Raw genomic sequence first — 22,056 nt, 5'->3', positions numbered from 1 at the left:
GCGACGCGAGATGACGAGCAAAGCCACTGTACAGAGCGATCCGGCACCGATCCTCGCCTGCACGATTTCGCGTGACGTCCAGCGATTCGATCTGCTCATCGACGACATGGAGCAGGAACTCGGCGAAGCCTGGGGCGACCTGAATTTCGAAGACGCCCTCGTCTTCCTCAAGCAACCCGACAGCACCGGCATGCAATTCGTCGCCATCGCCGTCGACAGCGAGGACGAGAGCGAGCTGTCGAAGATGAACGACGTGATCAAGGCGGCCAAGGCCAAGCGGATCAAGGTCCTGCTGATCGCCAACCAGGTCAGCCCTTCCGTCCTGCACCAGATGCTCAAGCTCGGCGCCGATGACTTCGTGCCCTACCCGCTGCCAGAAGGCGCGTTGCACGACTCCATCGAACGCCTGCGCAAACCGGCGCCGGTCATGCCCGAAGGCTATGACCCGGAAACCGGCGCCTTCAACCCGGTGTTCAAGCCGAAGGGCGACCGCAACGGCGTGATCCTGCCCGTGCATGGCATGGCCGGCGGCGTGGGCGCCACCACCTTCGCCGCGAACCTGGCCTGGGAACTGGCGCTGACGCAGGAAGCCGAAGGCATGCGCGTCTGCGTCATCGACTTCGACCTGCAATTCGGCTCCATCGCGACATACCTTGACCTGCCACGCAAGGAAGCGGTCCTCGAAATCCTCACCGACACCGCTTCGGTCGATGCCGACTCGCTGATCAAGTCGATGCTCACCTTCAACGACAAGCTGCATGTCTTGACCGCCCCGGCCGACATGTTGCCGCTGGAAATGCTGACGCCCGAGGACATCGGTCGCATCCTCGACACCGCACAAGCCAACTTCGACTTCGTCATCGTCGACATGCCTTCGACCGTCGTGGCCTGGACCGAGGCCGTGCTGACGCGGGCGCATGTCTACTTCGCGTTGCTGGAGCTTGATCTGAGATCCGCACAGAACATCCTGCGCTTCGTGCGCGCCCTCAAGGCCGAGGCGCTGCCGCACGACAAGGTGCGCTATGTCCTGAACCGCGCGCCCAAGTTCACCGACCTTTCGGCAAAGGCGCGCGTGAAGCGCATGGCCGAAAGCCTCGACATCGACATCGAAGTGCAGCTGCCCGATGGCGGCGAACAGGTGACCCAGGCCAACGACCATGGCCTGCCCATCGCCGAGAGCGCGGCCAAGAACCCGCTCCGCAAGGAACTGCAGAAGCTTGCCAAATCATTGTACGATCTCAACAAATCCGCTGAATCCGCCAGAGCCTGAACCAGGGGGAATGACCAGTGTTTAGTCGCTTCAAGAAAGACACTCCCGACGCACGCCCCAGCCAGGGTGGCGCAGCACCGGCCGGCGCACCGGCGGACAAGGCCGCTTTCGCGCGTCAACCCGCCCAGGCGCCGGTGCAGCAGCGCGCCGCCGCCGAAGCCGTCGCCGCCGACAAGGAAAAGAAGCGCAAGGAGCGGCTGACCGAACTCAAGGTCGAGATCCACAAGCGCCTTCTGGATGACCTGAACCTTTCGGCCATCGAAACCGCGACCGAGCAAAGCCTGCGCGGCGAAATCGCGGCGCTCGCCACCGAGGCGCTCGACGACATGTCCGTCGCGCTGAACAAGGAAGACCGCCTTGCCCTGACGCAAGAGCTTTACGACGAGGTCATGGGTCTTGGTCCGCTGGAACCGCTGCTGAAGGACGAGACGATCAACGATATTCTCGTCAACGGGCCGAAGCGCATCTTCATCGAACGCGCGGGCAAGCTGGAGCTTTCCGACGTCACCTTCCGCGACGAGCGCCATCTTCTGCGCATCATCGACAAGATCGTCTCCGCCGTGGGCCGCCGCGTCGATGAATCGAACCCCTATTGCGACGCCCGCCTGATCGACGGCAGCCGTTTCAACTGCATGATCCCGCCGATCGCGGTGGATGGCTCGCTGGTTTCCATCCGGAAATTCAAGAAGGACAAGCTCCGCATCGAGGACCTCGTCCGCTTCGGCGCCTTCACCGAGGAAATGGCCGCCTACCTGCAGGCCGCCGTCAGCTGCCGCCTGAACATCATCGTCTCGGGCGGGACCGGCTCCGGTAAGACGACGACCTTGAACGCGCTGTCCTCCTTCATCGACAACCACGAACGCGTGCTGACCATCGAGGACACCGCGGAACTCCAGCTCCAGCAGGTCCATGTCGGCCGGATGGAAAGCCGCCCGGCCAACGTCGAAGGCAAGGGTGCCGTCACCCAGCGCGACTGCTTGCGCAACGCCCTTCGTATGCGACCCGACCGCATCATCGTGGGGGAAACCCGGGGCGAGGAAGTCATCGACATGCTGCAGGCCATGAACACTGGCCACGACGGCTCGATGACCACGATCCACGCCAACAACCCGCGTGACGCCGTCAGTCGTCTGGAAAACATGGTGGCCATGTCCGGCATCGAGATGCCCCTGAAAGCCATGCGCAGCCAGATCGCCAGCGCCGTCAACCTGATCGTCCAGGCAAGCCGACTGCAGGACGGCACCCGTCGCATGACTTCGGTGACAGAGATCACCGGGATGGAAGGCGATGTCATCTCGATGCAGGAAGTCTTCCGCTTCGAGCGACTGGGGGTCGAACCTTCGGGCAAGATCATTGGCCGCTTCAACGCGACTGGCATCCGCTCTGCCTATTCCGACCGCTTCCGCCAGTGGGGCTTCGACCTGCCGGCCTCGATCTACGAACCGATTGTCTGAACGCCATGCAGATCAGTACCGCCCCACTCATCTACCTCATGATCTTCGTTGCGGTCGTCGTGATCGTCAACGGTATCTATCTGATCGTCTTCGGTAAATCGATCAGCCTGAACAGCAAGGTCAGCCGCCGCCTCACGCTTCTGGAAAAGAACGCGAACCGCGAACTGGTCCTGGAACAACTCCGGAAGGAGATGAACCAGCATCTGAACGCCAAGAACATCCCGCTCTATTCCATGCTGGCCAAGAAGGCGCAGCGGGCGAATATCGCCTTCTCTCCGCAGGCCCTGATCGGGATCATGGCGCTCCTGTCCGTCTTCGCCTTCCTGATGCTCTCGACCTTCACCGCTGCCGCCTTCGGCCTGCGCGTGGTGCTTGGCATCGCCATGGGCGTCGGCGGGGTCTTCGTCTGGGTGAACCGCACTGCAAAGAAGCGGATGACCCTTCTCGAGGAACAGCTCCCCGACTCCATCGAACTGATGGTCCGCTCCCTGCGGGTCGGCCACCCGTTCTCCACCGCCATCGGGATCGTCGCAAAAGAGATCCCCGATCCGCTGGGCTCCGAATTCGGCGTGATCTCCGACGAGGCCGCCTATGGCCGCGACGTGTCGGAATCGCTCAAGGCCTTCGCCGAACGGATGGACAGCCAGGACCTTCGCTTCCTCGCCGTCGCCGTCTCGATCCAGCAGCAGTCCGGCGGCAACCTGGCCGAAATCCTGGAAGGCCTGTCGAAAGTGGTCCGCGCCCGCTTCAAGCTGTTCCGGCGCGTCCGCGCCATCACGGCCGAGGCGAAATGGTCCGGCATGTTCCTCTCGGGCTTCCCCATCGCCGCGCTGGTCATGATCAACGTGGTCCAGCCCGACTACTACGACGAGGTGAAGACGACCTCGGCCTATGTCCCGGCGGCGCTGTTCGTTGTCGTCTTCCTGATCATCAACATCATCTACATGAAGGTGATGACCAACATCAAAGTGTAGGTCGACCATGAGCTTCTTTTCCGACTTCCTCACCGGGCTGACCGACCGTTTCGGCCCCATGGCGCCACTTCTGGGCGTCGGCCTTCTGGGCATGCTCCTGATCCTCCTGGCCCTGCCGGTGGTGATGAAGCGCCAGCGCGACCGTTTTCGCGAGCTGAAGGACCAGGTGCCCCGGGCCGGGGCCGAAAAGAAGCGCGCGCTGCGCAAGACCGAACGGGTGGACAAGCTTGAAAAGTTCGCCCACTTCCTTGAACCGCAGAAGAAGGAAGAGCTTTCCGCCGCCAAGCTGCACCTGCTGCGCGCGGGCTATACCGGCAAGAACTCGGTGCGGCTGTTTCACGCGATCCAGTTCCTGCTCGCCATCCTGTTCCTCATCGGCGGGTTGATCCTGGCGCTGGTCAAGTCCTTCTCCCAGGAAATGACCATGTCCGACCTCCTGCTGCATAGCCTCCTGCCCTGTGCCATCGGCTACTATCTGCCGCGCTACTGGGTGAACAAGCGTGTCAAGCAGCGCCAGACCGAGATCATCCAGGGCTTCCCCGATGCCCTCGACCTCATGCTCGTCTGCGTCGAGGCCGGGCAATCGCTCGACCAGTCGATCATCCGCGTCGGCAAGGAAAGCCGCGTCGGCTATCCCGCGCTTGCCGACGAATTCGACATGGTCGCGCAAGAGGTCAAGGCCGGGAAAGAGCGTATCTCCGTCCTGAAGGACATGGCCGAACGGGTCGGCGTCCCCGATGTCGCCTCTTTCGTCACCACCATCATCCAGTCCGCGACCTTCGGTACCTCGATCGCCGACGCACTGCGGGTCTATTCCGCCGACATGCGCGACAAGCGCATCATGCGGGCCGAGGAAAAGGCCAACATGCTGCCGACGAAACTCACCCTCGGCACTATGCTGTTTACAGTTCCGCCGCTTCTGGTCATTCTCATCGGGCCGTCCATCTACGGGATGGTGACAATGCTGGGCCAGCTCGCAAGCGGCCTCTGACGCTCGAACAGGATGTAACTTGCGCCAAACGGCGATGTTGACTGTCTGCGTTGCCATGCTGGCCGGCTGTACGCCGGCCACTGGTGTTTCCCGGAACAGTCCATATGGCGCCGACAGCCATGGTCAGGGCGTGGATGGCATGACCGTCGGCCACCGGCTGATGGCCGCGGGCGAGCCTGAACTGGCGCTCAAGGCCTATCTGCGCGGCGCCGGAGAAGTGGGGATCAACGCCGATGTGCTCTCCTCCATCGGTTCCGCCAACCTCGCGCTTGGACGGCTTGGCCAAGCCGAAAAAATCCTCCGCCGCGCTTTGGAGCTCGACCCGAACTTCGTGCCCGCGCTCAACAACCTCGGCGTCGTCCTGATGGAGCAGGACAATTACGGCGAGGCGCGCGTCATGTTCCAGAAGGCCTTCGCGCTGGATAGTGGCGAAACGGACTCGATCCGCGAAAATCTGATGCTCGCTATCGCACGAAGCGAGGCGAGTGTGTATGATCCGACCCAAGAAGAAGAAAAAGGCGGGTTCCGTCTCGTCCGGCAGGAAAAGGGTAAGTTCGTCCTTCTCTCCGATCTCTAGACGGCAACGCGCTCGGTGAAGTTACGGGCAGTCAACAAAAAGGACGCTGAAGATGCGCCATCCGGTTTCCATCATGCTGTGCCTTGGCGGCGCAGTGTTCTTGTCCGCCTGTCAGGACAATTCTGACGCACAGGTGCAAAGGGCCCTCAAGGACGTCAACGTCATCGACGAATCCAACCTCAACGACGTGATGCTCTCGGTCGCCGACCCGAATGAGGCGGTCGAGTACTTCACCCGCACCCTGGAACAGAACCCCAACCGCATCGACGTGATGCGCGGACTGGCGCGGTCGCTGATCCGGGCGCAGAAGACCACCGAATCCGCCCAGGTCTGGCGGCAGGTCGTGGCCCATCCCGAAGCCACGCCCGAAGATCGCGTGATGCTGGCCGATGCGCTGATCCGGTCGAACCAGTGGGCCGAGGCGAAGGCCGAGCTGAACCAGATCCCGCCGACCCACGAAAGCTTCGACCGCTACCGTCTCGAAGCGATGATCGCGGATTCGGACAAGAACTGGAAGAAAGCCGACAGCTTCTACGAAACCGCAGCCGGGCTGACCACCACCCCGGCGGGTGTCCTGAACAACTGGGGTTTCTCGAAGCTGACGCGGGGTGACACGCAGGGCGCCGAAAAGCTATTCGTCGAGGCGCTGACCTACGATCCGCAGCTTTTTACCGCAAAGAACAACCTGGTGCTCGCCCGCGCCGCTCAGCGTAAATACGAACTTCCGGTCGTCAAGATGACCCAGACCGAACGCGCCGAGCTTCTGTATTCCATGGCGCTCGCCGCCATCAAGCAGGGTGACGTCACCGTCGGCAAGGGTCTCCTGAACGAGGCGGTCGAAACTCATCCGCAATATTTCGAAGCCGCCGCGCGCAGCCTGGAAGCGCTCGATGCCAACGTGAAGATGTGATGCTCGAACCGACCGATGCGATGATCCTTCTGGTGCCGGTGCTGCCCATAGCGATATGGGCGGCGCTGTCCGACCTGAAGCGGATGAAGATCCCCAACAACGCCGTGATCGCCATGGCGGCGGTCTGGCCGCTCCTCGGCTGGTATCTGGTGCCGTTGACTGCCTGGTTCTGGGGCTTTGCCCTGATGGTCATCGTCTTCGCCGCCGGATTCCTCCTGTACCTGACCGGCACGTTCGGCGCTGGCGACGCAAAGTTCGCGGCCGCCATGGCCGGTATCTTCGTCGGCGGCAATATCGGCGAGATTCTCCTCATCATCTTCGTCAGCATGGTCGGCTCGCTGATCCTGCACCGCGTCCTGCGCAGCCTGCCCGTCGTCCGGAATGCGACGCCGGACTGGGAAAGCTGGACCCGCCGCCGCTACTTCCCCTTCGGCATGGCACTCTCGGTCATCGTGGTCTTCTACCTTCTTGCCGCCATATGGCCACAGGGCTGACACAAGTTACGTTTACGACTCAAATCGCAGCACTGCGCTACGATTGTCCACGGAGCTTGTCGAATGAACGCTGAAGCCCCGGTTTCCGCCCCCGTGTCCGGAGTCCAACCGCCCCCGTCGCCCCGATCGCTCGCCGATACCGGGCTGTCGACGATCATGATGCGGGACATCTTTCTCAAGACCATGTTCCGCACCAACCAGGACCAGGTCTCGATTCTGTCCAGGGCAATCAGCCTGCCGGTCCCGCTGACCCAGGAACTGATGGACCTCTGCCGCACGCAGAAGCTTGTCACCGCGACCGGCACGATGCACGCGAATGCCGGCAACGAGATGGGGTACGAGCTGACGGATGCCGGCAAGGCCCGCGCGCTCGATTCGCTGTCGCAGTCGGAATACTACGGCGCGATGCCGGTGCCGCTGGACCAGTACCAGGTCCAGATCAAGCGCCAGTCGGTCCGCGACATCCGCCTCAACCGCGAACAGCTCATGTCCGGCATGGGCCACCTGATCCTGCCGCCCGACCTGATCGACAACCTCGGCCCCGCCGTCACCTCGGGCCGCTCGATCCTCCTTTACGGCCCGCCCGGCAACGGTAAGTCGTCCATTTCGCACGGCATCCGCGCCGCGCTTGGCGACAAGGTCTACGTTCCCCGCGCCATCGAATATTCCGGCCAGATCATCTCGGTCTACGACCCCATCGTCCACTCCGCCGCCGAGGCCGCCGTCGACGACCCGAACTCGCTGCGCCGCACCTCGAACCGCTTCGACAACCGCTACGTCTACTGCGAACGCCCCAGCGTCATCACCGGCGGCGAACTCAGCCTCGACATGCTCGACCTGAACTACAACCCCACCGCCCGCACCTACCAGGCGCCCCTGCAGCTGAAGGCCACCGGCGGCATCTTCATCATCGACGACCTTGGCCGCCAGCAGGAACCGCCGCAGAAGATCGTCAACCGCTGGATCGTGCCCTTGGAGGAATCCCGCGACATCCTGGCCCTGCAATCGGGCGAGAAATTCACCGTGCCCTTCGACACGCTGGTGATCTTCTCCACCAACTTCCACCCGAACCAGATCTTCGACGGTGCCGCGCTCCGCCGGATCTTCTTCAAGATCAAGATCGACGGCCCGTCTCAGGAGAACTTCCTGAAGATCTTCGCCATGGTCGCCCGCAAGAAGAAGATGCCGCTCGACGAAACCGCGCTGATGCACCTGATGAAGGTCAAGTTCCCGACCATCGCCAACAACTACGCGAACTACCAGCCGGTCTTCCTGATCGACCAGATGATCGCGGTCTGCGAATTCGAGAACATCCCCTACCAGATGACGCCGGAATTGATCGACCGCGCCTGGGGCAACATGTTCGTCCGCCAGGAAGACATCGCGCACTGATCCTGTCGCTGCCACGACAGCAGGGGCGTCACGCGAAAACCGTGACGCCCCTTTCCGTCACCACCGCATCCAGCCGCTGATCGAACCCGTCCACCGGAACCGCTTCCACCTCCTGCGCCGCAAATGCAAACCCCACCGCCAGCACCGGCCCCCGCGCCCGCAGCCACTCCAGCGTCCGGTCGTAAAACCCCCCGCCATAGCCCAGCCGATAGCCCCGCGCGTCGAAGGCCAGTAGCGGCACGATCATCACCTCCGGCTCGACCCAGGCCCCCTCCTCCGGGATCATCGCCCTGAACGCACCTTGGACCAGCCGACAGCCCGGCGACCATTCCCGGAACTTCAGCGGCGTGTCCCTTGCCAGGATCACCGGCACCCCCACCGGCCCCTGATGCGCCGCCATCGCGGGCAAGGGGTCGATCTCCGACCGCATCGGCATGTAGCCCGACAGCACGCGGCCCCGATGCGGCGCCAGGTAATCCGCCAGGATCTCCGCCGCCTGCCCCTGCCCCCCGGCAAAGGCCTCGGCCCGCCGCGCGAAAGCCGCTGCCCGCGCCGCCGCCTTGAAATCCACTGCGGTCGTCATGTCAGCATCACCGTCGCCAGCCCCAGAAAGGCAAAGAACCCCATCACATCCGTCAACGTGGTCACAAACGTCCCCGAAGCCAAAGCCGGGTCCAGCCCCATCCGCTCCAGCGTCAAGGGCACCAGCACGCCCCCCAGCGCCGCCACCACCTGGTTGACCATCATCGCCAGCGCCAGCACCGCGCCCAGATGCCAGTCGCCGAAGATCAGCACCCCCGCTGCCCCCAGGATCAGCGCCAGCCCCACCCCGTTCATCAGCCCCGCCAGCAGCTCGCGCCGCACCACCCGCCCCGCATTGGCCCGCGTCAGGTCGCGCGTCGCCAGCGCCCTGACCGCCACCGCCAGCGACTGCGTCCCCGCGATCCCCCCGGTCGAGGCGACAATCGGCATCAGCGCCGCCAAGGCCACCAGCGTCGCGATCGTGTTCTGGAACTGGCTGATCACCAGCGCCGACAAGGACGCCGTGAACAGGTTCACCACCAGCCAGGGCAGGCGCTGCTTCACCGTCTCCAAGGGCCCGTCGCTGACGCTCGCCTCCTCGCCCACCCCGGCCAAGAGCAGCATGTCCTCCTCATGCTCCTCGTCCAGCACGATCATCGCGTCGTCGATGGTGATCACCCCCACGAGACGGCCCGAGCCATCGACGACGGGGCAGGAAATCAGGTGATACTGGTTGAAGATATAGGCAACATCCGCCTCCTCGTCCGTGGCGGCAACGGTACGGAAACTGTCCTCGGTGATGTCTTTCAGCCGCACCGCCCGCGCCGCCGAAAGCACCCGGCCCAGCGTCACATAGCCCACCGGCTGCATCCGCGGATCGACCAGGATCACATGATAGAACTGGTCCGGCAGATGGTCGGCTTTCCGCAGGAAATCAATCGCTTCGCCAACGGTCCAATGTTCCGGCGCCACCACGGTCTCGCGCTGCATCAGACGCCCGGCGGAATGCTCCGGCCAGGCCAGCGCCTGTTCCACCGCCATCCGGTCGGCGGCGTCCATCGCGCCCAGAAGGCGGCCCTGGTCCTTGGCCTCCAGATCCTCGACGATGTCGACAAGGTCGTCCGAGTCGAGCTCGCGCAGCGCGTCCGCCACGACGTCGTCGGACAGCGCGTCCAGCACCTCCTCGCGGATCGCATCCGAAATCTCCGACAGCACCTCGCCGTCGATGACCGCCGAGCCCATCGCCAGAAGCGCCTCCCGGTCGGTCTCGCTGACCTGCTCCAGAAGGTCGGCCACGTCGGCGGGGTGGACCGGATCAAGCAGCGCCTCGACCCGCGCACTGTCCCCGGCGCGGGCGGCGTCCAGCGCTGCATCCAGGGTCGCTTCCAGCTTCGCCGCATCCATCGCGTCCGGCGTCGTCCTGACCGTCGTTTCCGCCATGCGACCCCCCGCTTTTCGCCGACCTTAGGCCGCTTTTCCGGGCACGGCAAAGCCGATCCCCCGCCGCTTCGCCTTCGCCCTTTTGCGAAACAGTTTCAAGACATGATCGTGTGAGGGAAATTTACCCAAACCCGGAAAGGCTCTACCCTGCGCGGGTCTGAAAGGGGAACGCATGACCGACCTGATCCTGGGCCAAGTGCTGAGCTACTCCGGCGACCCCTTCACCGAGGGGCTTTCCGCAGCCCGCGTCCTGACCCAGGGCGCCGTCGCGGTCGAGCGCGGGCGCGTTGCGGCCCTGGGCGAGGCCGCCGCCCTGCGGGCCAGCTACCCGCAGGCGCGCATCCACGACCATGGGCAGAAGCTCATCTCGGCAGGCTTCATCGACGCCCATGTCCACTATCCCCAGACCGCGATCATCGCCTCCTGGGGCAAGCGGCTGATCGACTGGCTGAACACCTACACCTTCCCCGAGGAGATGCGCTTCGCCGATCCCGCCTATGCGACGGACATCGCCGACCGCTACCTTGACCTGATCCTCGCGCGCGGCACCACGACCGTCTGCTCCTATGCCACGATCCACCCGGCCAGCGTGGATGCGATCTTCACGGCGGCGCAATCGCGCGGGATGCGGGTCTTCGCCGGAAAAACCTGCATGGACCGCAACGCCCCTGAAGGCCTGCGCGACACCGCTGGGTCCGCCTATGACGACTCGAAGCGCCTGCTTGAGAAATGGCATGGGAAGGGCCGCCTCTCCTACGTCATCACCCCCCGCTTCTCCCCGACCTCGACGCCCGAACAACTCCACGCCTTGGGCCAGCTCTGGCGGGAATACCCCGACTGCCTGATGCAGACCCATCTGTCGGAGCAGACCGACGAGATCGCCTGGGTCCGCGACCTTTTCCCGCAATGCCGCGACTATCTCGACACCTACGAAGCGCAGGGCCTCCTCCGCGAAGGCGCCGTCTACGGCCATGCCATCCACCTGACCGACCGCGAGAAAGCCCGCCTGATCGAGGTCGGGGCCTCCCTCGTCCACTGCCCGACCTCGAACACCTTCATCGGCTCCGGCCTCTTCGACATGAGCCTCGCGCAACACCTGCGCGTCGGCCTTGCCACCGACACCGGCGGCGGCTCGAACTTCTCGATGCTGCCCACCATGGCTGCCGCCTATGAAGTGGCGCAACTCCGCGGCCAGTCGCTGCACCCCGCGCAGCTCTGGTGGCTCGCGACCCAGGGCTCGGCCCGCGCGCTCCGTTGCGAAGGCCAGATCGGCAACATCGCCCCCGGGATGGAGGCCGACCTCGTGGTCATCGACCTCGCCTCCACTCCCGCCATCGAACAGGCAACCCGCCGCGCCGAAGACCTCTGGCAGCAGCTGTTCCCCACGATCATGATGGGCGACGACCGCGCCGTGGCCGAAGTCTGGGTCGGCGGCAAACGCCACCCTCTCTGACCGACCGGCCTCTCACATTTGCCCAAATATCCCCGCGCTGCGCGCAGCCACCCGCAAAGCCAGGCACAGCCTTTCATACTGGCAGAAATATCCTCTGGGGGTTTGGGGGGCGAAGCGCCCCCAACCCCCGAGGAGGAGGCGCAGCCCGACGACGAGACAAAAGACTTGCGCGCCAGCGCTCGATTCAAAAGCCGCCCCGACCCGCAACTCCGCCGACCACCGCACAAGGCGCCTCCCCTTTCCCTCCGTCGGGGGCTGGGCGTGGGGGCAACACGCACAGCGCCACAAGTTAAGAATTTCTGAATGCCCGCGACCAACCCATTGAAATCAAACGCTCGAAAAATCTGTCCACCGTGGACAGCTACTCCGCCAGCTCCCAGCCATCCGGGTAGAAATCATGCTTCAACGCGATCGAGGTCGCGATCCGCTCATACTTCCAGATCTCCTCCGCCGTCACCGCAATCGGCCCGATCGAGGCCACCAGCGTCTCGCCGTCCTTCAACCGCCGGGTCCGGAACCCCTCCAGCCGCAAGGCCCGCTCCAGCGCCGGCCAGGAGGCATCCATCTCCTCGATGAAGAAGGCATAGTCGACCACCGCGGTCTTCGGCAGGCTGATCCCCTTCGACTGCCGGAAGGTATCGAAGGTCTCGCGACGCTGGGCTTCGAAATTGTGGTCCATCGGGGTCTCCCTCCCCGCCTTCTACCTCACTCGGCCCGGTGACAGAAGCCCCGCTCATAGGCCGCATCCCAGGTCCAGTCGCTGGCGTTCAGGGCCTCGAACCCCACCGGCTCCAGCACGCGCGCGTTGCCATCCTCGACCGCCGTCATGTTCCACAGGTCAACGTCGCAAGTGTGGCTCCGCCCGGCCGTCTCACCCTGATGATGGTAGCCCACCACCGTGAACTGGTTGTCGAGGAACTGCAGCTCGGTCACGATCCTTCCCGTCCCCTCCTCGTCGGCATAGTCCGTCACGATCTGCAACGTACTGCCGTCCCCCGCCTCCACCACTTCCAGCGCCTGCTTCGTCGCGAAGGCCCCGATGGCGATCACCGGGTTGTCGAACTGCGGCTCGCCCTCGGCCAGTGCCGGACTGCCCGGCCCCCCGCCCCAGATCGTCAACCGCACCATGTCTTCGTTCTGGGTCAGTCGGGCGACGAAGGTGAACCCCTCCCCCGACGTCCCCGCCCAGTTGCCGCTTGCCTCGGACAGCACGGTCTCGGCAGCGGCGGGAAGGGACAGCGAAAGGGTCACGGCAAGGGCGGGCAACAGTCGCATTCGGGGCTCCATGGCAAGGTGCGCCGACCTTGCCGCCGTAGCGGCGCAAGCGAAAGGGCTGGAAAACCCGCCCCTACCCCGCCAGTCGTTCCGCCAACCAACGCTGCCTGTCCAGCACGCTCGCCAGGTCCAGCGTCACCATCTGCCCGTCCCGCACCACCTGCCGCCCCTCGACCACCAGATGCCGCACCCGCGTCGGCCCACATAGCAGCAGCGCGGCCACCGGATCCCAGGACCCCGCAGCCTCTACCCCCGACAGGTCCCAGATGGCCAGATCGGCCCTCTTTCCCGGCTCCACCGAGCCTAGGTCCTCCCGCCCCAGCACCTGCGCACCGCCCAGAGTCGCGATCTCCAGCGCCTCGCGCGCCGACATCGCATCGGCCCCCCGCGCCACCCGTTGCAACAGCATCGCCATGCGCGCCTCGGCCACCAGGTTGCCTGCGTCGTTCGAGGCCGATCCGTCGACCCCAAGCCCCACTTTCATCCCCGCATCTCGCATCGCTCGGACGGGGGAAATCCCGGACCCGAGTCTACAATTCGAACATGGACAATGGGAAACACCGGTCCAAGATCGGGAGAAAAGTTCAATTTCCGAACCATCCAGCTTCACGCAATGCGCGTGCCAGACATCCGCCCCCGTCCAGCCCAACTCCTCTGCATACTGGCCGGGACGACAACCGAACTGTGCCATGGAATAGGCGATATCCTCGTCATTCTCGGCCAGATGGGTGTGCAGCATCACCCCCTTGTCGCGGGCCAGCACCGCCGCGTCCCGCATCAGCTCGCGGCTGACCGAGAAGGGCGAACAGGGCGCCAGCCCGACCCGGACCATCGCCCCCGGCCTTGGATCATGGAACCGATCCACCACCCGGATCATGTCCTCCAGGATCGCCGGTTCCCGCTCCACCAGTGTGTCCGGCGGCAGTCCCCCGGCACTCTCCCCGATCGACATCGCCCCCCGCGTCGGATGAAACCGCAAGCCCACCTCGGCCGCCGCCGCGATGGTATCGTCCAGCCGGGCCCCGTTGGGATAAAGATACAGGTGGTCCGAGGTCATCGTGCAGCCCGACAGCGCCAGTTCGGCCAGCCCGACCTGGGCCGAGACGAACATTTCCTCCGGCCCGAAGCGCGCCCAGATCGGGTACAGCGTCTTCAGCCAACCGAAGAGGAGCGCGTCCTGCCCACCCGGAACCGCGCGGGTCAGCGTCTGGTACAGGTGGTGATGCGTGTTGACCAAGCCCGGCGTCACCACGCAGGTTGTCGCATCAATCACCTCGGCCCCCGGCGCCGATAGCCCTGGCCCGATCGCAAGGATCACCCCGTCGCGGACATGGACATCGGCGCCGGACAGTTCGTCGCGCGTGGCGTTCATCGTCACCACGACATCGGCATTGCGGATCAGCAGGTCTTTCATGGGTGCACCTTTCGCACACCCTTCGGTTTCAGGGGAAACCAGAGCAGCCCGTCAGAAGGGAGAAGGACACGGGCCGCAGCCGATGATAGCAAGACCGCCCCGGTCCGGGCAAGCCCGGCGGCAGGAATGCCGCCTCAGCCGTTCAGCAGCGCCAGCGCCTCGGCGTGACCTTCCCGGCTCGCGGCGGCAAGGATCTGCCCACCCTCCAGCGCCGGGCGACCCTGCCAGTCGGTGACAATGCCCCCGGCCGCCTCGATCACCGCGATCGGCGCCTGCACGTCATACGCTTGCAGGCCCGCCTCGATCACCAGGTCGATCTGGCCGGCGGCGATCAGTGCATAGGCGTAGCAATCGGTGCCGTAGCGGACGAGCTTGGCCTTGGCCGCCACCCGGCGGAAAGCCGCGCCTTCCTCGGGTGTGCCAACCTCGGGAAAGGTGGAAAACAAAAGCGACTGCGCCAGCGGGCGGGCAGCGCGCACGCCGAGCTGCGCCTCTCCCATCGGGCCCTTCACAAGCGCGCGCCCCAGCCCGCCCTCGAACCGCTCGCCGATATAGGGTTGGTCGATGATGCCGTAGAGCACCCTCTCGGCATCCCGCACCGAGATCAGGACACCCCAGGTCGGGGTTCCCGCCAGATAGCTGCGTGTACCGTCGATGGGATCAAGCACCCAGGTCAATCCGCTGGACCCGGTCGAGCTACCATATTCCTCGCCAAGGATGCCGTCCTGCGGGCGATGGCGGGCCAGGACTTCGCGCATCCGTTCTTCCGAAAGCCTGTCGGCCGCCGTCACCGGATCAAAGCGGTCGGTTTCCTTGTTCTCGGCAACAAGGGAACGGGTGCGGAAATGCGACAATGTGGCAATGCGCGCTACGTCGGCAAGTTCATGCGCAGTGGCGATCAGTTCTGCCGCAAGCGCCGGTGAAACCTGCATGGTCTTCTCCCTGACCTGATCGGGCCATCTGGCCCACGTCCCCGGGCGCTAAACGCACGCGGGGACGAGGTCAAGACGAGGTTCAGGCCGCTTCGGAGAGAACCCGGGCAAGATCGAACAGGCGACGCCGCTGCGCTTCCGGGATCGCGTAGTACGACCGGACCAGTTCCAGCGCTTCCTTGTCCGACATCATGTCGCCATGGGCATAGGTCGGCGCGGCCTGGCCTTCTGCCAGCCCTTCGAAGAAGAACGAGATCGACACGCCCAGCGCGTCCGCCACGTCCCAGAGACGGGAGGCGCTGACCCGGTTCATCCCGGTCTCATATTTCTGGATCTGCTGGAACTTGATTCCGACCTTGTCGGCCAGCTGCTGCTGGGTCATTCCAACCATCCAGCGGCGGTGACGGATCCGCTTACCAACATGTGCGTCAACAGGATGCTTCATTCTATACTCCAAAACGTGTGTCCGTTCCCCTCGGTGTTGTATAAGCAAGTTTCGTGCCAGAATTGCCTGATCGGCGAGTGTTAACAAAAAATTTTCCCGGGGTGCCAAAACCTGTCCTTTTGGATATGTCCAATTATCCAACCGTATAACACACGGTGCGGTTGTCCGGAAATACCCGCAGGAGAGTCTGGACCGAATCAGCACTCGCCCTAGGGTGGTATCGCATTTCGCGTTGCATTTTGCACATGCCCTTAACGGATCATAGCATTTTGCAAAGAATACGATCATTGCGTTGCAAGAAACTGTACGCAGGTTAAGAAGCATACACCGTAGGTAGTAGAAACAACAGCGACGAAAAGGCTCCTGCATGCAGGCCTGGCAGATCAGGGAACTCGGGGGGCAGCCGGTGCTGAGCGATGTGCCGACGCCGATTCCCGTAAAAGGCGAGGTCGCTGTACGGGTCGCCGCGGCCGGGCTCAACTTCGCGGACATGCTTGCGATTCAGGGCAAGTATCAGGTTCGCCAGCCCTTGCCCTTCATTCCCGGGATGGAGATTTCTGGCACGGTCGAGGCTCTGGGGCCAGGCGTTGACAGCCCCGCCGTCGGCACCCGCGTGCTGGCGACCTGCCCTGCGGGAGCGTTGGCCGCGCGGGTCTGCCTGCCTGCGGACCGCCTCCACCCGCTGCCCGATGCGATGGAGTTCGAGGAGGCCGCGGGTTTTCCCATCGCCTACGGCACCTCGCATCTTGCCCTGACCCATGCTGCGCGCCTGCAGCCCGGCGAGACGCTGCTGGTGACTGGCGCCGCCGGTGGCGTCGGGCTCACTGCGGTCGAGATCGGCAAGCGGCTCGGGGCTCGGGTGATCGCTTCGGCCCGCGGCGAGCAACGTCTTGCCGTCGCGCGCGAGGGCGGGGCCGATGTGCTGATCGACAGCGACGCCCCCGACCTGAAGGACCGGCTTCGTGCCGAGGGCGGCATTGACGTGGTCTACGATGTCGTGGGCGGGGCCGGTTTCGACGCGGCGCTGCGGGCCTGCAAACCCGACGGTCGGCTTCTGGCCATCGGCTTCGCGTCCGGCGAGGTCCCGCAGGTTCCGGCGAACCTGCTCCTGGTCAAGAACCTCACCGTCTCGGGCTTCTGGTATGGCGGCTATGAAAGCCACGCCCCGCAGCTTGTCGCAGACAGCATGACCCGTCTTCTGCGCTGGCGGGCCGAGGGGCTTATCCGCCCGCATGTCAGCCACGTCCTCCCGTTCGAGGCCTTCCCCGAGGGGCTGGCGCTCTTGCGCGACCGCAAGGCCACCGGCAAGGTGGTGATCCGGGTTCAGCAGCCGTAGGCGCAGCGCAACTCGCTGACCAGCATGTCGACCGCCTCGTCGCTGCGCCGGTTCGCGCGATAAAGCCCCAGCTTCATCTCGCCCACCGGCGGCAACTGGTTGTCCCCCGCGATCGGCGCCATCCCTTCGGGAATGCTGCCCAGCATCCGAACCGAGACCGCCAGGTCCGCCGCCACGGTCGCCTCGACCGCCTGCTCGCTTTCGCCACCGGTCGCAAGTTCCCACGGGATCCCCGCCGTCTCCAGCGCCGACTGGGCGCGGCTGCGGAAGATGCAGGTGTCCTTGAACCCCAGCCGCAGCGGCCGCCGCTGCCAGGCGTTGCCGTCCGGCGCGCCCACCCAGACCAGCCCGCGCGAGGACAGGACCTCGGCCCCCGGATCAGGCGCCTCCTCGGTGGTGAGCATCACGTCGAACCCGCCCCTGGCGAAGTCCTGCTTCATCAGAAGCGTGAACGACGACGTAAGATTGACCCGCACCCGCGGATAGGCCTGGGCCATCCGCCGCAGGATGCCGGGGATCGCCGGGTAGACCACGTCATGCGGCACGCCCAGCCGGATTTCCCCTTCGCAGGCGGTCGAGGACAAGAGCGACAGCGCCTCGTCGTTCAGCGCCAGCATCCGGCGGCCATAGGACAGAAGCTGCTCCCCTTCCGGCGAAAGCGCCAGCTTCCGCGCCGCGCGCAGGAACAGCGAAAGCCCCAGCGACTCCTCCAGCCGCTTGATCTGCATCGAGACCGCGGATTGCGTCAGATTCAGATAGCCCGCCGCCCGCGTCACCCCGCCGACATCGGCGACTGTCACGAAAGACCGCAGCGAGGACAGGTCGAGGTTGCGCGGCATATCACAGATCCTGATCCATGGGTTCACAATCATTCGTTTCCATTATGCATCGACCAGGAGCATTGTTCAAGTATCCTGATGCACCGACACAATAGCATCACGAATTCCGATGAAAGGAGCCGCCATGTCCGCCCACCGCCTTGCCCTTCCTCTCTCCCTCCGCCTGCGCCGGACCGGCTCGGCGCTTGCCGGGCTGCCCGCCAGCATCCTCGCCATCACTGCCCTGTCCCGGTCGCGGCGTGGGCTGGCCCGGCTTGACGATCACCTTCTCCGCGACATTGGCGTCACGCGCGCCGAGGCCATGGCCGAAGCAGACTGCGCCACCTGGAACGCCCCGCCACACTGGAGGGGGTGAAACCGTCGCAGTTTCATCCCTTTGGTGCGGCCAAACTGCTTGAAATCAGGGGGCGCGTCCCCAATATTTCACGCATGAGGTCGCGCCGGTTCCCCCGGCGTTGCCCCTCGGGACAACATCGGAGGCTTCAATGGCTGAATATGACACGATCCGCAGCGTAGGCGTTGGCGCCCGCGCCGAGATCGACGAAGGGCTTCGCGCCCATATGAACAAGGTCTACGGGCTGATGTCCGTGGCGATGGTCGTGACCGCTGGCGTCGCCTGGGCGGTCGGCTCGTCCGAGCAACTCTTCTCGCTCCTGCGCAACCCGGTGACCGGGCAGATGACGATCCTCGGCTGGATCGCGATGTTCCTGCCCTTGGGCATGGTCTTCGCTTTCGGCGCGCTGATCAACCGGATGTCGGTCGGGGCGGCACAACTGTTCTTCTACGCCTTCGCCGGCGCGATGGGCCTGTCTCTGGCCTGGATCTTCCAGGTCTTCACCGGCGTCTCGATCGCCAGCACCTTCCTGATCACCGCGATCGCCTTTGCGGGCCTGTCGCTGTACGGCTACGTCACCAAGCGCGACCTGTCCGCCATGGGCACCTTCCTGATGATGGGCCTGATCGGGCTTCTGGTCGCGATGATCGTGAACATCTTCCTCGCCTCGTCGGCGCTGGCCTTCGCGATCTCGGTGATCGGCGTGCTGATCTTCGCGGGCCTCACCGCCTATGACACCCAGAACATCAAGAACACCTATATCCAGCATGCCGTGAACGGTGACCAGGAATGGCTGGGCAAGGCCGCCATCATGGGCGCGCTGAACCTCTACCTCGACTTCATCAACCTGTTCATGTTCCTGCTGCAGTTCTTCGGCAATCGCGAGTGATCGCCTGACAGAATGACGAAAGGGCCGGTCGCAGGACCGGCCCTTTTCGTTTGCGCGGCTCAGACCACCGCACCGAACAACTTGCCGACCAGTGCAGTGACCGCCATTGCCACAGCGCCCCAGAAGGTTACGCGCAAGACCCCGCGCGGAATCGAAGCCCCTCCCGCTTTCGCGCCCACTGCCCCCAGCACCGCCAGAAAGATCAGCGACAGCCCGGTGACCCACAGGCTGATGACCGCCTCCGGCACCAGCGCCGCCGCGGTCAATGGCAGCGCCGCCCCCACCGCGAAAGTCAGCGCCGATGCCCCCGCCGCCACCAAAGGCTGCGCCTCGGTATGCTCGAAGATCCCAAGCTCGTCGCGCACATGCGCCGCCAGCGGGTCCCGCGCGTGCAGGGCTTCGGCCACCTGCCGCGCCAGTTCCGGCGGAACGCCCCGGTCTTCGTAGATGCCCGCAAGTGCGCGCAGCTCCTCCTCAGGGTCGGCGGCGATCTCCGCCCGCTCCCGCACGATGTCGGCAGCCTCGGTGTCAGACTGCGACGAGACCGAGACATATTCCCCCGCCGCCATCGACAGCGCCCCGGCGGCCAGACCGGCAGCCCCCGCCAGCAACACTTCGGCCCGACCCGAAGCCGCCGCGACGCCCACGATCAGCGAGGCGGTCGAGACGATACCGTCATTCGCCCCAAGCACCGCCGCGCGCAGCCAGCCGACCCGCGCGACGTAGTGGTCTTCCCGGTGATTGCGTTCCATGGGGCCTCCATTGGCGACGGTCCCGTCCTCGCCCGCCACTGGCACTCCGTCAAGCCAAAGCACCCGAGGTGCTGTCAGCGCAGGCTTACCCGCAATGAAAAAGGGCCGCATCCAACGGACGCGGCCCCTGATCCTTTGGATCGGCGAAGACCTTACTTGATCTTGCCTTCCTTGTATTCGACATGCTCCCGCTTGACGGGGTCGTACTTCTTGATGACCATCTTTTCGGTCATGGTACGGGCGTTCTTCTTGGTCACATAGAAGTGGCCGGTGCCCGCGGTCGAGTTCAGGCGGATCTTGATGGTGGCGGGCTTTGCCATGGTCGTTTCCTCTGCGTCGGGGAATCCCAGCGGGCCCCGGTCTAATCCTTGAAGCCCGCCTTTTAGCCACGCGGGCGGCAGAGTCAACCGCGAAACACCGGCTTCAGGTCGATTTGCGCGGAGAGCCTGTAAGCCGGATTCTGTCCACCCCGGGCCGTGACCCGGGGCTGGATGACCATTCCTCTGCCAACCGTGTCGCCACGGCGGTCAAGCTGCCAACCCGGGCCTCTCGGGCGTTGGCGTCCCTGCGGGCGGTATCCCTTGCGGGACCGGCCCCCGCGCGAGGCCCCTATTTGGCATTGCTCCGGGTGGGGCTTGCCGTGCCGTCCTTGTCGCCAAGTCCGCGGTGGGCTCTTACCCCACCGTTTCACCATCGCCCTGCCAAGCCGAAGGCGAACCTTCTCAAACGGCGGGGCAGTCTCTTCTCTGTGGCGCTTTCCCTGGGGTTGCCCCCGCCGGGGGTTACCCGGCACCCTTGCCAACGGGAGTCCGGACTTTCCTCGGGTTTCCCCGCGGCCATCCAGCCCTCCGCGCGAGGGGTGAGTTAGGCGGCCCCGGGCGCTGCGTCAACCGTAATCCGCCGCAGCCCGGCAGCCATGGCACGATCCCGGTCATCAAGCGGCCCGGTGGCCCAGGGTCGGAACCGCAGGCGGAAGGCTGTCAGCAAGGTTCCCGGGGCGGCGTCCGGGTATCCGAAGGCACGCAGGTCAGCCAGAAATCCCGCCATATCCCGCAAAGCGCCTCCCTCCCCCCCCGTGGGGGAGGGATGGGGTGGGGGGGACGCCGTCAGGTCAAGCTCCGGCCACACCGACAGCCCCTGCAGCGCCAGCCGCCGCCAGTCGAACCGCGCCCCCGGATCGCCCTTCCGCTCCGGCGCCATGTCGGAATGCGCAATGACCGCCTCCGGCCCAAGCCCATGCCGCTCCAGCACCCCGGCCAGCAGCCGCTCAAGCGCCGCCATCTGCGGTTCGGCAAAGGGCTCCCGCCCCCTGTTTGCCAGTTCGATCCCGATCGACCGCGAGTTGATGTCGCCCTTGCCGCCCCACTCCCCGGCCCCGGCGTGCCAGGCCCGCAGATCTTCGTCGACCAGCGAAAGCACCGTGCCGTCCGCGTCGATCAGGTAGTGTGCCGACACCTCGGCCAGGGGGTCGCACAGCCGCTCCAGCGCCTCGCCACAGGACGGCATCGCCGTGTAGTGCAGCACGACAAGCTCCACCCGGGCCCCGCCCCGCCGCTCGCCAAAGTTCGGCGAGGGGTGGCTCAGGCTCACTGCAGCGCGGTGCGGAACGGGCGGGGGTCCCAGGAACAGGCGAATCCGTCGCCGTCCGGGTCAATCCCCATCCGGTCGCGATCCGGGCCGCCCTTGGCCAGGAAATCCTGTTGCGCCTGATCGGGCGAGGAATACTTCGCACAGGCCGAATCCGCGCTGCGCAGGCTCATCCCCGACCGCTTGTACATCTGCACGCCCGGCGCATGGGTGGTCGCCAGTGCAAATTCCACGATGTTCGGCCCGGTATCGCCCGGCCGCACCGGCAGGTCCTTCGGCTGGACCACGACATAGTCCGCCCGGTTCTTCTCGATCCGTTCCTTGTCGCTCTCGATGGTCTCGCGCGACGACACCGCATCGAAATCCTGCTCGTCGGAGATCCCGGTGTGGCTTGCCACCTCGCCCGATTCCTCCTTGATCCCGGCCGGAGCCCCGCCGCGCGGACGCTCGGCACTGTCGGTCGGCAAGGGGGTCGCGGTCGGCGTCGGCGCAACCACCGGGGCCCCCGCCACCGGCGCCACGCCCTGCGACCGGTCGATTGCCGCCGCTGCCGCCGCCGGATCGAAGCCGCCGCCCGGCGGCACCACCGTCACCGGTGCGCCGGCAGGGGCCGGGGCTGCACCACGGACATAGCTGTTGTAGTCTTGGAACCCCACGCCTGCCCCGTTGTCGCGGGTCGTGGGGGTACAGGCGGCCAGCATCAGCGCAGCAAAGGTTGCGCCAGCGGCGGGACCAGGGAAAGTACGGCTCATCACTGCCTCAAGTCGGAAAGTTTT

24 protein-coding genes and 1 other RNA gene are annotated in these 22,056 nt (G+C 65.1%); 12 read left to right on the top strand and 13 right to left on the bottom strand.

Translation table 11 applies throughout. The features are described 5' to 3' along the window. The first annotated feature begins 10 nt into the window (after positions 1 to 10). From JNL31_RS13740 to JNL31_RS13705, 8 genes are all read left to right on the top strand, one after another. A complete protein-coding gene (locus JNL31_RS13740; RefSeq protein WP_294974219.1) occupies positions 11 to 1,270 on the top strand; it encodes an AAA family ATPase in 1,260 nt (419 codons plus the stop codon). A 134-nt stretch (positions 1,271 to 1,404) separates the two neighbouring features. Next, positions 1,405 to 2,724, top strand: coding sequence for a CpaF family protein (locus tag JNL31_RS13735; protein ID WP_294974216.1), 1,320 nt, complete (start codon positions 1,405 to 1,407; stop codon positions 2,722 to 2,724). A gap of 5 nt (positions 2,725 to 2,729) precedes the next feature. Next, positions 2,730 to 3,698: a type II secretion system F family protein gene (locus tag JNL31_RS13730; RefSeq protein WP_294974214.1), complete on the top strand. Its 969-nt coding sequence runs from the start codon at positions 2,730 to 2,732 to the stop codon at positions 3,696 to 3,698. A gap of 7 nt (positions 3,699 to 3,705) precedes the next feature. After that, on the top strand, positions 3,706 to 4,689 hold the full coding sequence (locus tag JNL31_RS13725) for a type II secretion system F family protein (protein ID WP_294974212.1): 984 nt from the start codon (positions 3,706 to 3,708) through the stop codon (positions 4,687 to 4,689). A 55-nt stretch (positions 4,690 to 4,744) separates the two neighbouring features. Continuing rightward, entirely contained in the window at positions 4,745 to 5,266 is a 522-nt protein-coding gene (locus JNL31_RS13720; RefSeq protein WP_294974210.1) for a tetratricopeptide repeat protein, read from the top strand. A gap of 52 nt (positions 5,267 to 5,318) precedes the next feature. Continuing rightward, positions 5,319 to 6,176 (top strand): hypothetical protein, encoded by an 858-nt coding sequence (locus tag JNL31_RS13715; protein WP_294974207.1) that lies wholly within the window; start codon positions 5,319 to 5,321, stop codon positions 6,174 to 6,176. Beyond that, the gene (locus JNL31_RS13710; protein ID WP_294974204.1) at positions 6,176 to 6,670 is read left to right on the top strand and encodes a prepilin peptidase; all 495 of its coding nucleotides are present in this window, start codon (positions 6,176 to 6,178) and stop codon (positions 6,668 to 6,670) included. Before JNL31_RS13715 ends, JNL31_RS13710 begins: the two co-directional genes overlap by 1 nt. Before the next feature lie 63 nt (positions 6,671 to 6,733). Beyond that, complete coding sequence (locus tag JNL31_RS13705; protein ID WP_294974201.1) at positions 6,734 to 8,062, top strand: ATPase; 1,329 nt, start codon at positions 6,734 to 6,736, stop codon at positions 8,060 to 8,062. Between the two features lie 28 nt (positions 8,063 to 8,090). On the opposite strand, the gene JNL31_RS13700 is transcribed toward JNL31_RS13705, so the two are convergent. After that, on the bottom strand, positions 8,091 to 8,645 hold the full coding sequence (locus tag JNL31_RS13700) for a 5-formyltetrahydrofolate cyclo-ligase (RefSeq protein ID WP_294974199.1): 555 nt from the start codon (positions 8,643 to 8,645) through the stop codon (positions 8,091 to 8,093). Further along, positions 8,642 to 9,988, bottom strand: a complete 1,347-nt coding sequence (gene mgtE, locus JNL31_RS13695) for a magnesium transporter (protein ID WP_294974240.1) — start codon at positions 9,986 to 9,988, stop codon at positions 8,642 to 8,644. Before mgtE ends, JNL31_RS13700 begins: the two co-directional genes overlap by 4 nt. Positions 9,989 to 10,196: 208 nt before the next feature. Here mgtE and guaD point away from each other — a divergent pair, with 208 nt between their 5' ends. Beyond that, positions 10,197 to 11,477 (top strand): guanine deaminase, encoded by a 1,281-nt coding sequence (guaD, locus tag JNL31_RS13690; RefSeq protein ID WP_294974196.1) that lies wholly within the window; start codon positions 10,197 to 10,199, stop codon positions 11,475 to 11,477. 361 nt (positions 11,478 to 11,838) lie between these two features. Here guaD and JNL31_RS13685 read toward each other — a convergent pair whose 3' ends face one another. The 5 genes from JNL31_RS13685 to JNL31_RS13665 all read right to left on the bottom strand — a co-directional run bounded on the left by JNL31_RS13685 (position 11,839) and on the right by JNL31_RS13665 (position 15,543). Beyond that, positions 11,839 to 12,156: a ribonuclease E inhibitor RraB gene (locus tag JNL31_RS13685; RefSeq protein WP_294974193.1), complete on the bottom strand. Its 318-nt coding sequence runs from the start codon at positions 12,154 to 12,156 to the stop codon at positions 11,839 to 11,841. A gap of 26 nt (positions 12,157 to 12,182) precedes the next feature. Beyond that, on the bottom strand, positions 12,183 to 12,752 hold the full coding sequence (locus tag JNL31_RS13680) for a hypothetical protein (RefSeq protein ID WP_294974191.1): 570 nt from the start codon (positions 12,750 to 12,752) through the stop codon (positions 12,183 to 12,185). A 73-nt stretch (positions 12,753 to 12,825) separates the two neighbouring features. Next, entirely contained in the window at positions 12,826 to 14,166 is a 1,341-nt protein-coding gene (locus JNL31_RS13675; RefSeq protein ID WP_294974188.1) for an 8-oxoguanine deaminase, read from the bottom strand. Positions 14,167 to 14,300: 134 nt separating this feature from the next. After that, positions 14,301 to 15,098 (bottom strand): inositol monophosphatase family protein, encoded by a 798-nt coding sequence (locus JNL31_RS13670; protein ID WP_294974185.1) that lies wholly within the window; start codon positions 15,096 to 15,098, stop codon positions 14,301 to 14,303. A gap of 82 nt (positions 15,099 to 15,180) precedes the next feature. After that, positions 15,181 to 15,543 (bottom strand): helix-turn-helix transcriptional regulator, encoded by a 363-nt coding sequence (locus JNL31_RS13665; protein ID WP_294974184.1) that lies wholly within the window; start codon positions 15,541 to 15,543, stop codon positions 15,181 to 15,183. A gap of 367 nt (positions 15,544 to 15,910) precedes the next feature. On the opposite strand from JNL31_RS13665, the gene JNL31_RS13660 reads away from it, so the two are divergent. After that, positions 15,911 to 16,879 carry an NADPH:quinone oxidoreductase family protein gene (locus JNL31_RS13660; RefSeq protein ID WP_294974182.1) on the top strand — a complete coding sequence of 323 codons (969 nt, stop codon included), beginning with the start codon at positions 15,911 to 15,913 and terminating at the stop codon, positions 16,877 to 16,879. On the opposite strand, the gene JNL31_RS13655 is transcribed toward JNL31_RS13660, so the two are convergent. Then, complete coding sequence (locus JNL31_RS13655; RefSeq protein WP_294974180.1) at positions 16,867 to 17,718, bottom strand: LysR family transcriptional regulator; 852 nt, start codon at positions 17,716 to 17,718, stop codon at positions 16,867 to 16,869. The two genes, JNL31_RS13660 and JNL31_RS13655, sit on opposite strands and share 13 nt — an antisense overlap. A gap of 124 nt (positions 17,719 to 17,842) precedes the next feature. Here JNL31_RS13655 and JNL31_RS13650 point away from each other — a divergent pair, with 124 nt between their 5' ends. Both JNL31_RS13650 and JNL31_RS13645 read left to right on the top strand, forming a co-directional pair. Further along, complete coding sequence (locus JNL31_RS13650; protein WP_294974177.1) at positions 17,843 to 18,073, top strand: DUF1127 domain-containing protein; 231 nt, start codon at positions 17,843 to 17,845, stop codon at positions 18,071 to 18,073. A 130-nt stretch (positions 18,074 to 18,203) separates the two neighbouring features. After that, positions 18,204 to 18,941 (top strand): Bax inhibitor-1/YccA family protein, encoded by a 738-nt coding sequence (locus tag JNL31_RS13645; protein ID WP_294974174.1) that lies wholly within the window; start codon positions 18,204 to 18,206, stop codon positions 18,939 to 18,941. 59 nt (positions 18,942 to 19,000) lie between these two features. On the opposite strand, the gene JNL31_RS13640 is transcribed toward JNL31_RS13645, so the two are convergent. From JNL31_RS13640 to JNL31_RS13620, 5 genes are all read right to left on the bottom strand, one after another. Then, positions 19,001 to 19,693 carry a VIT family protein gene (locus JNL31_RS13640; RefSeq protein ID WP_294974172.1) on the bottom strand — a complete coding sequence of 231 codons (693 nt, stop codon included), beginning with the start codon at positions 19,691 to 19,693 and terminating at the stop codon, positions 19,001 to 19,003. A gap of 152 nt (positions 19,694 to 19,845) precedes the next feature. Beyond that, a complete protein-coding gene (gene rpmG, locus JNL31_RS13635; protein ID WP_135448918.1) occupies positions 19,846 to 20,013 on the bottom strand; it encodes a 50S ribosomal protein L33 in 168 nt (55 codons plus the stop codon). Positions 20,014 to 20,126: 113 nt separating this feature from the next. Further along, positions 20,127 to 20,545, bottom strand: an RNA gene (gene rnpB, locus JNL31_RS13630) — RNase P RNA component class A. 12 nt (positions 20,546 to 20,557) lie between these two features. Further along, on the bottom strand, positions 20,558 to 21,283 hold the full coding sequence (locus JNL31_RS13625) for an N-acetylmuramoyl-L-alanine amidase (RefSeq protein ID WP_294974168.1): 726 nt from the start codon (positions 21,281 to 21,283) through the stop codon (positions 20,558 to 20,560). Continuing rightward, a complete protein-coding gene (locus JNL31_RS13620; protein ID WP_294974165.1) occupies positions 21,280 to 22,032 on the bottom strand; it encodes a hypothetical protein in 753 nt (250 codons plus the stop codon). Before JNL31_RS13620 ends, JNL31_RS13625 begins: the two co-directional genes overlap by 4 nt. Positions 22,033 to 22,056 lie beyond the last annotated feature (24 nt).

The organism is Tabrizicola sp. (genome assembly GCF_016792905.1).
Lineage (GTDB): Bacteria > Pseudomonadota > Alphaproteobacteria > Rhodobacterales > Rhodobacteraceae > Tabrizicola.
This window is presented reverse-complemented; position numbering and strand designations above follow the sequence as displayed.

Coding starts and splice junctions, on each gene's coding strand:
- JNL31_RS13640 (WP_294974172.1), bottom strand. CDS start 19,693: ATGGAACGCAATCACCGGGAAGACCACTACGTCGCGCGGGTCGGCTGG.
- JNL31_RS13715 (WP_294974207.1), top strand. CDS start 5,319: ATGCGCCATCCGGTTTCCATCATGCTGTGCCTTGGCGGCGCAGTGTTC.
- JNL31_RS13670 (WP_294974185.1), bottom strand. CDS start 15,098: ATGCAGGTTTCACCGGCGCTTGCGGCAGAACTGATCGCCACTGCGCAT.
- JNL31_RS13680 (WP_294974191.1), bottom strand. CDS start 12,752: ATGCGACTGTTGCCCGCCCTTGCCGTGACCCTTTCGCTGTCCCTTCCC.
- JNL31_RS13705 (WP_294974201.1), top strand. CDS start 6,734: ATGAACGCTGAAGCCCCGGTTTCCGCCCCCGTGTCCGGAGTCCAACCG.
- JNL31_RS13710 (WP_294974204.1), top strand. CDS start 6,176: ATGCTCGAACCGACCGATGCGATGATCCTTCTGGTGCCGGTGCTGCCC.
- JNL31_RS13725 (WP_294974212.1), top strand. CDS start 3,706: ATGAGCTTCTTTTCCGACTTCCTCACCGGGCTGACCGACCGTTTCGGC.
- JNL31_RS13660 (WP_294974182.1), top strand. CDS start 15,911: ATGCAGGCCTGGCAGATCAGGGAACTCGGGGGGCAGCCGGTGCTGAGC.
- JNL31_RS13700 (WP_294974199.1), bottom strand. CDS start 8,645: ATGACGACCGCAGTGGATTTCAAGGCGGCGGCGCGGGCAGCGGCTTTC.
- JNL31_RS13620 (WP_294974165.1), bottom strand. CDS start 22,032: ATGAGCCGTACTTTCCCTGGTCCCGCCGCTGGCGCAACCTTTGCTGCG.
- JNL31_RS13740 (WP_294974219.1), top strand. CDS start 11: ATGACGAGCAAAGCCACTGTACAGAGCGATCCGGCACCGATCCTCGCC.
- mgtE (WP_294974240.1), bottom strand. CDS start 9,988: ATGGATGCGGCGAAGCTGGAAGCGACCCTGGATGCAGCGCTGGACGCC.
- guaD (WP_294974196.1), top strand. CDS start 10,197: ATGACCGACCTGATCCTGGGCCAAGTGCTGAGCTACTCCGGCGACCCC.
- JNL31_RS13645 (WP_294974174.1), top strand. CDS start 18,204: ATGGCTGAATATGACACGATCCGCAGCGTAGGCGTTGGCGCCCGCGCC.
- JNL31_RS13655 (WP_294974180.1), bottom strand. CDS start 17,718: ATGCCGCGCAACCTCGACCTGTCCTCGCTGCGGTCTTTCGTGACAGTC.
- JNL31_RS13720 (WP_294974210.1), top strand. CDS start 4,745: ATGCTGGCCGGCTGTACGCCGGCCACTGGTGTTTCCCGGAACAGTCCA.
- JNL31_RS13665 (WP_294974184.1), bottom strand. CDS start 15,543: ATGAAGCATCCTGTTGACGCACATGTTGGTAAGCGGATCCGTCACCGC.
- JNL31_RS13685 (WP_294974193.1), bottom strand. CDS start 12,156: ATGGACCACAATTTCGAAGCCCAGCGTCGCGAGACCTTCGATACCTTC.
- rpmG (WP_135448918.1), bottom strand. CDS start 20,013: ATGGCAAAGCCCGCCACCATCAAGATCCGCCTGAACTCGACCGCGGGC.
- JNL31_RS13730 (WP_294974214.1), top strand. CDS start 2,730: ATGCAGATCAGTACCGCCCCACTCATCTACCTCATGATCTTCGTTGCG.
- JNL31_RS13650 (WP_294974177.1), top strand. CDS start 17,843: ATGTCCGCCCACCGCCTTGCCCTTCCTCTCTCCCTCCGCCTGCGCCGG.
- JNL31_RS13675 (WP_294974188.1), bottom strand. CDS start 14,166: ATGAAAGACCTGCTGATCCGCAATGCCGATGTCGTGGTGACGATGAAC.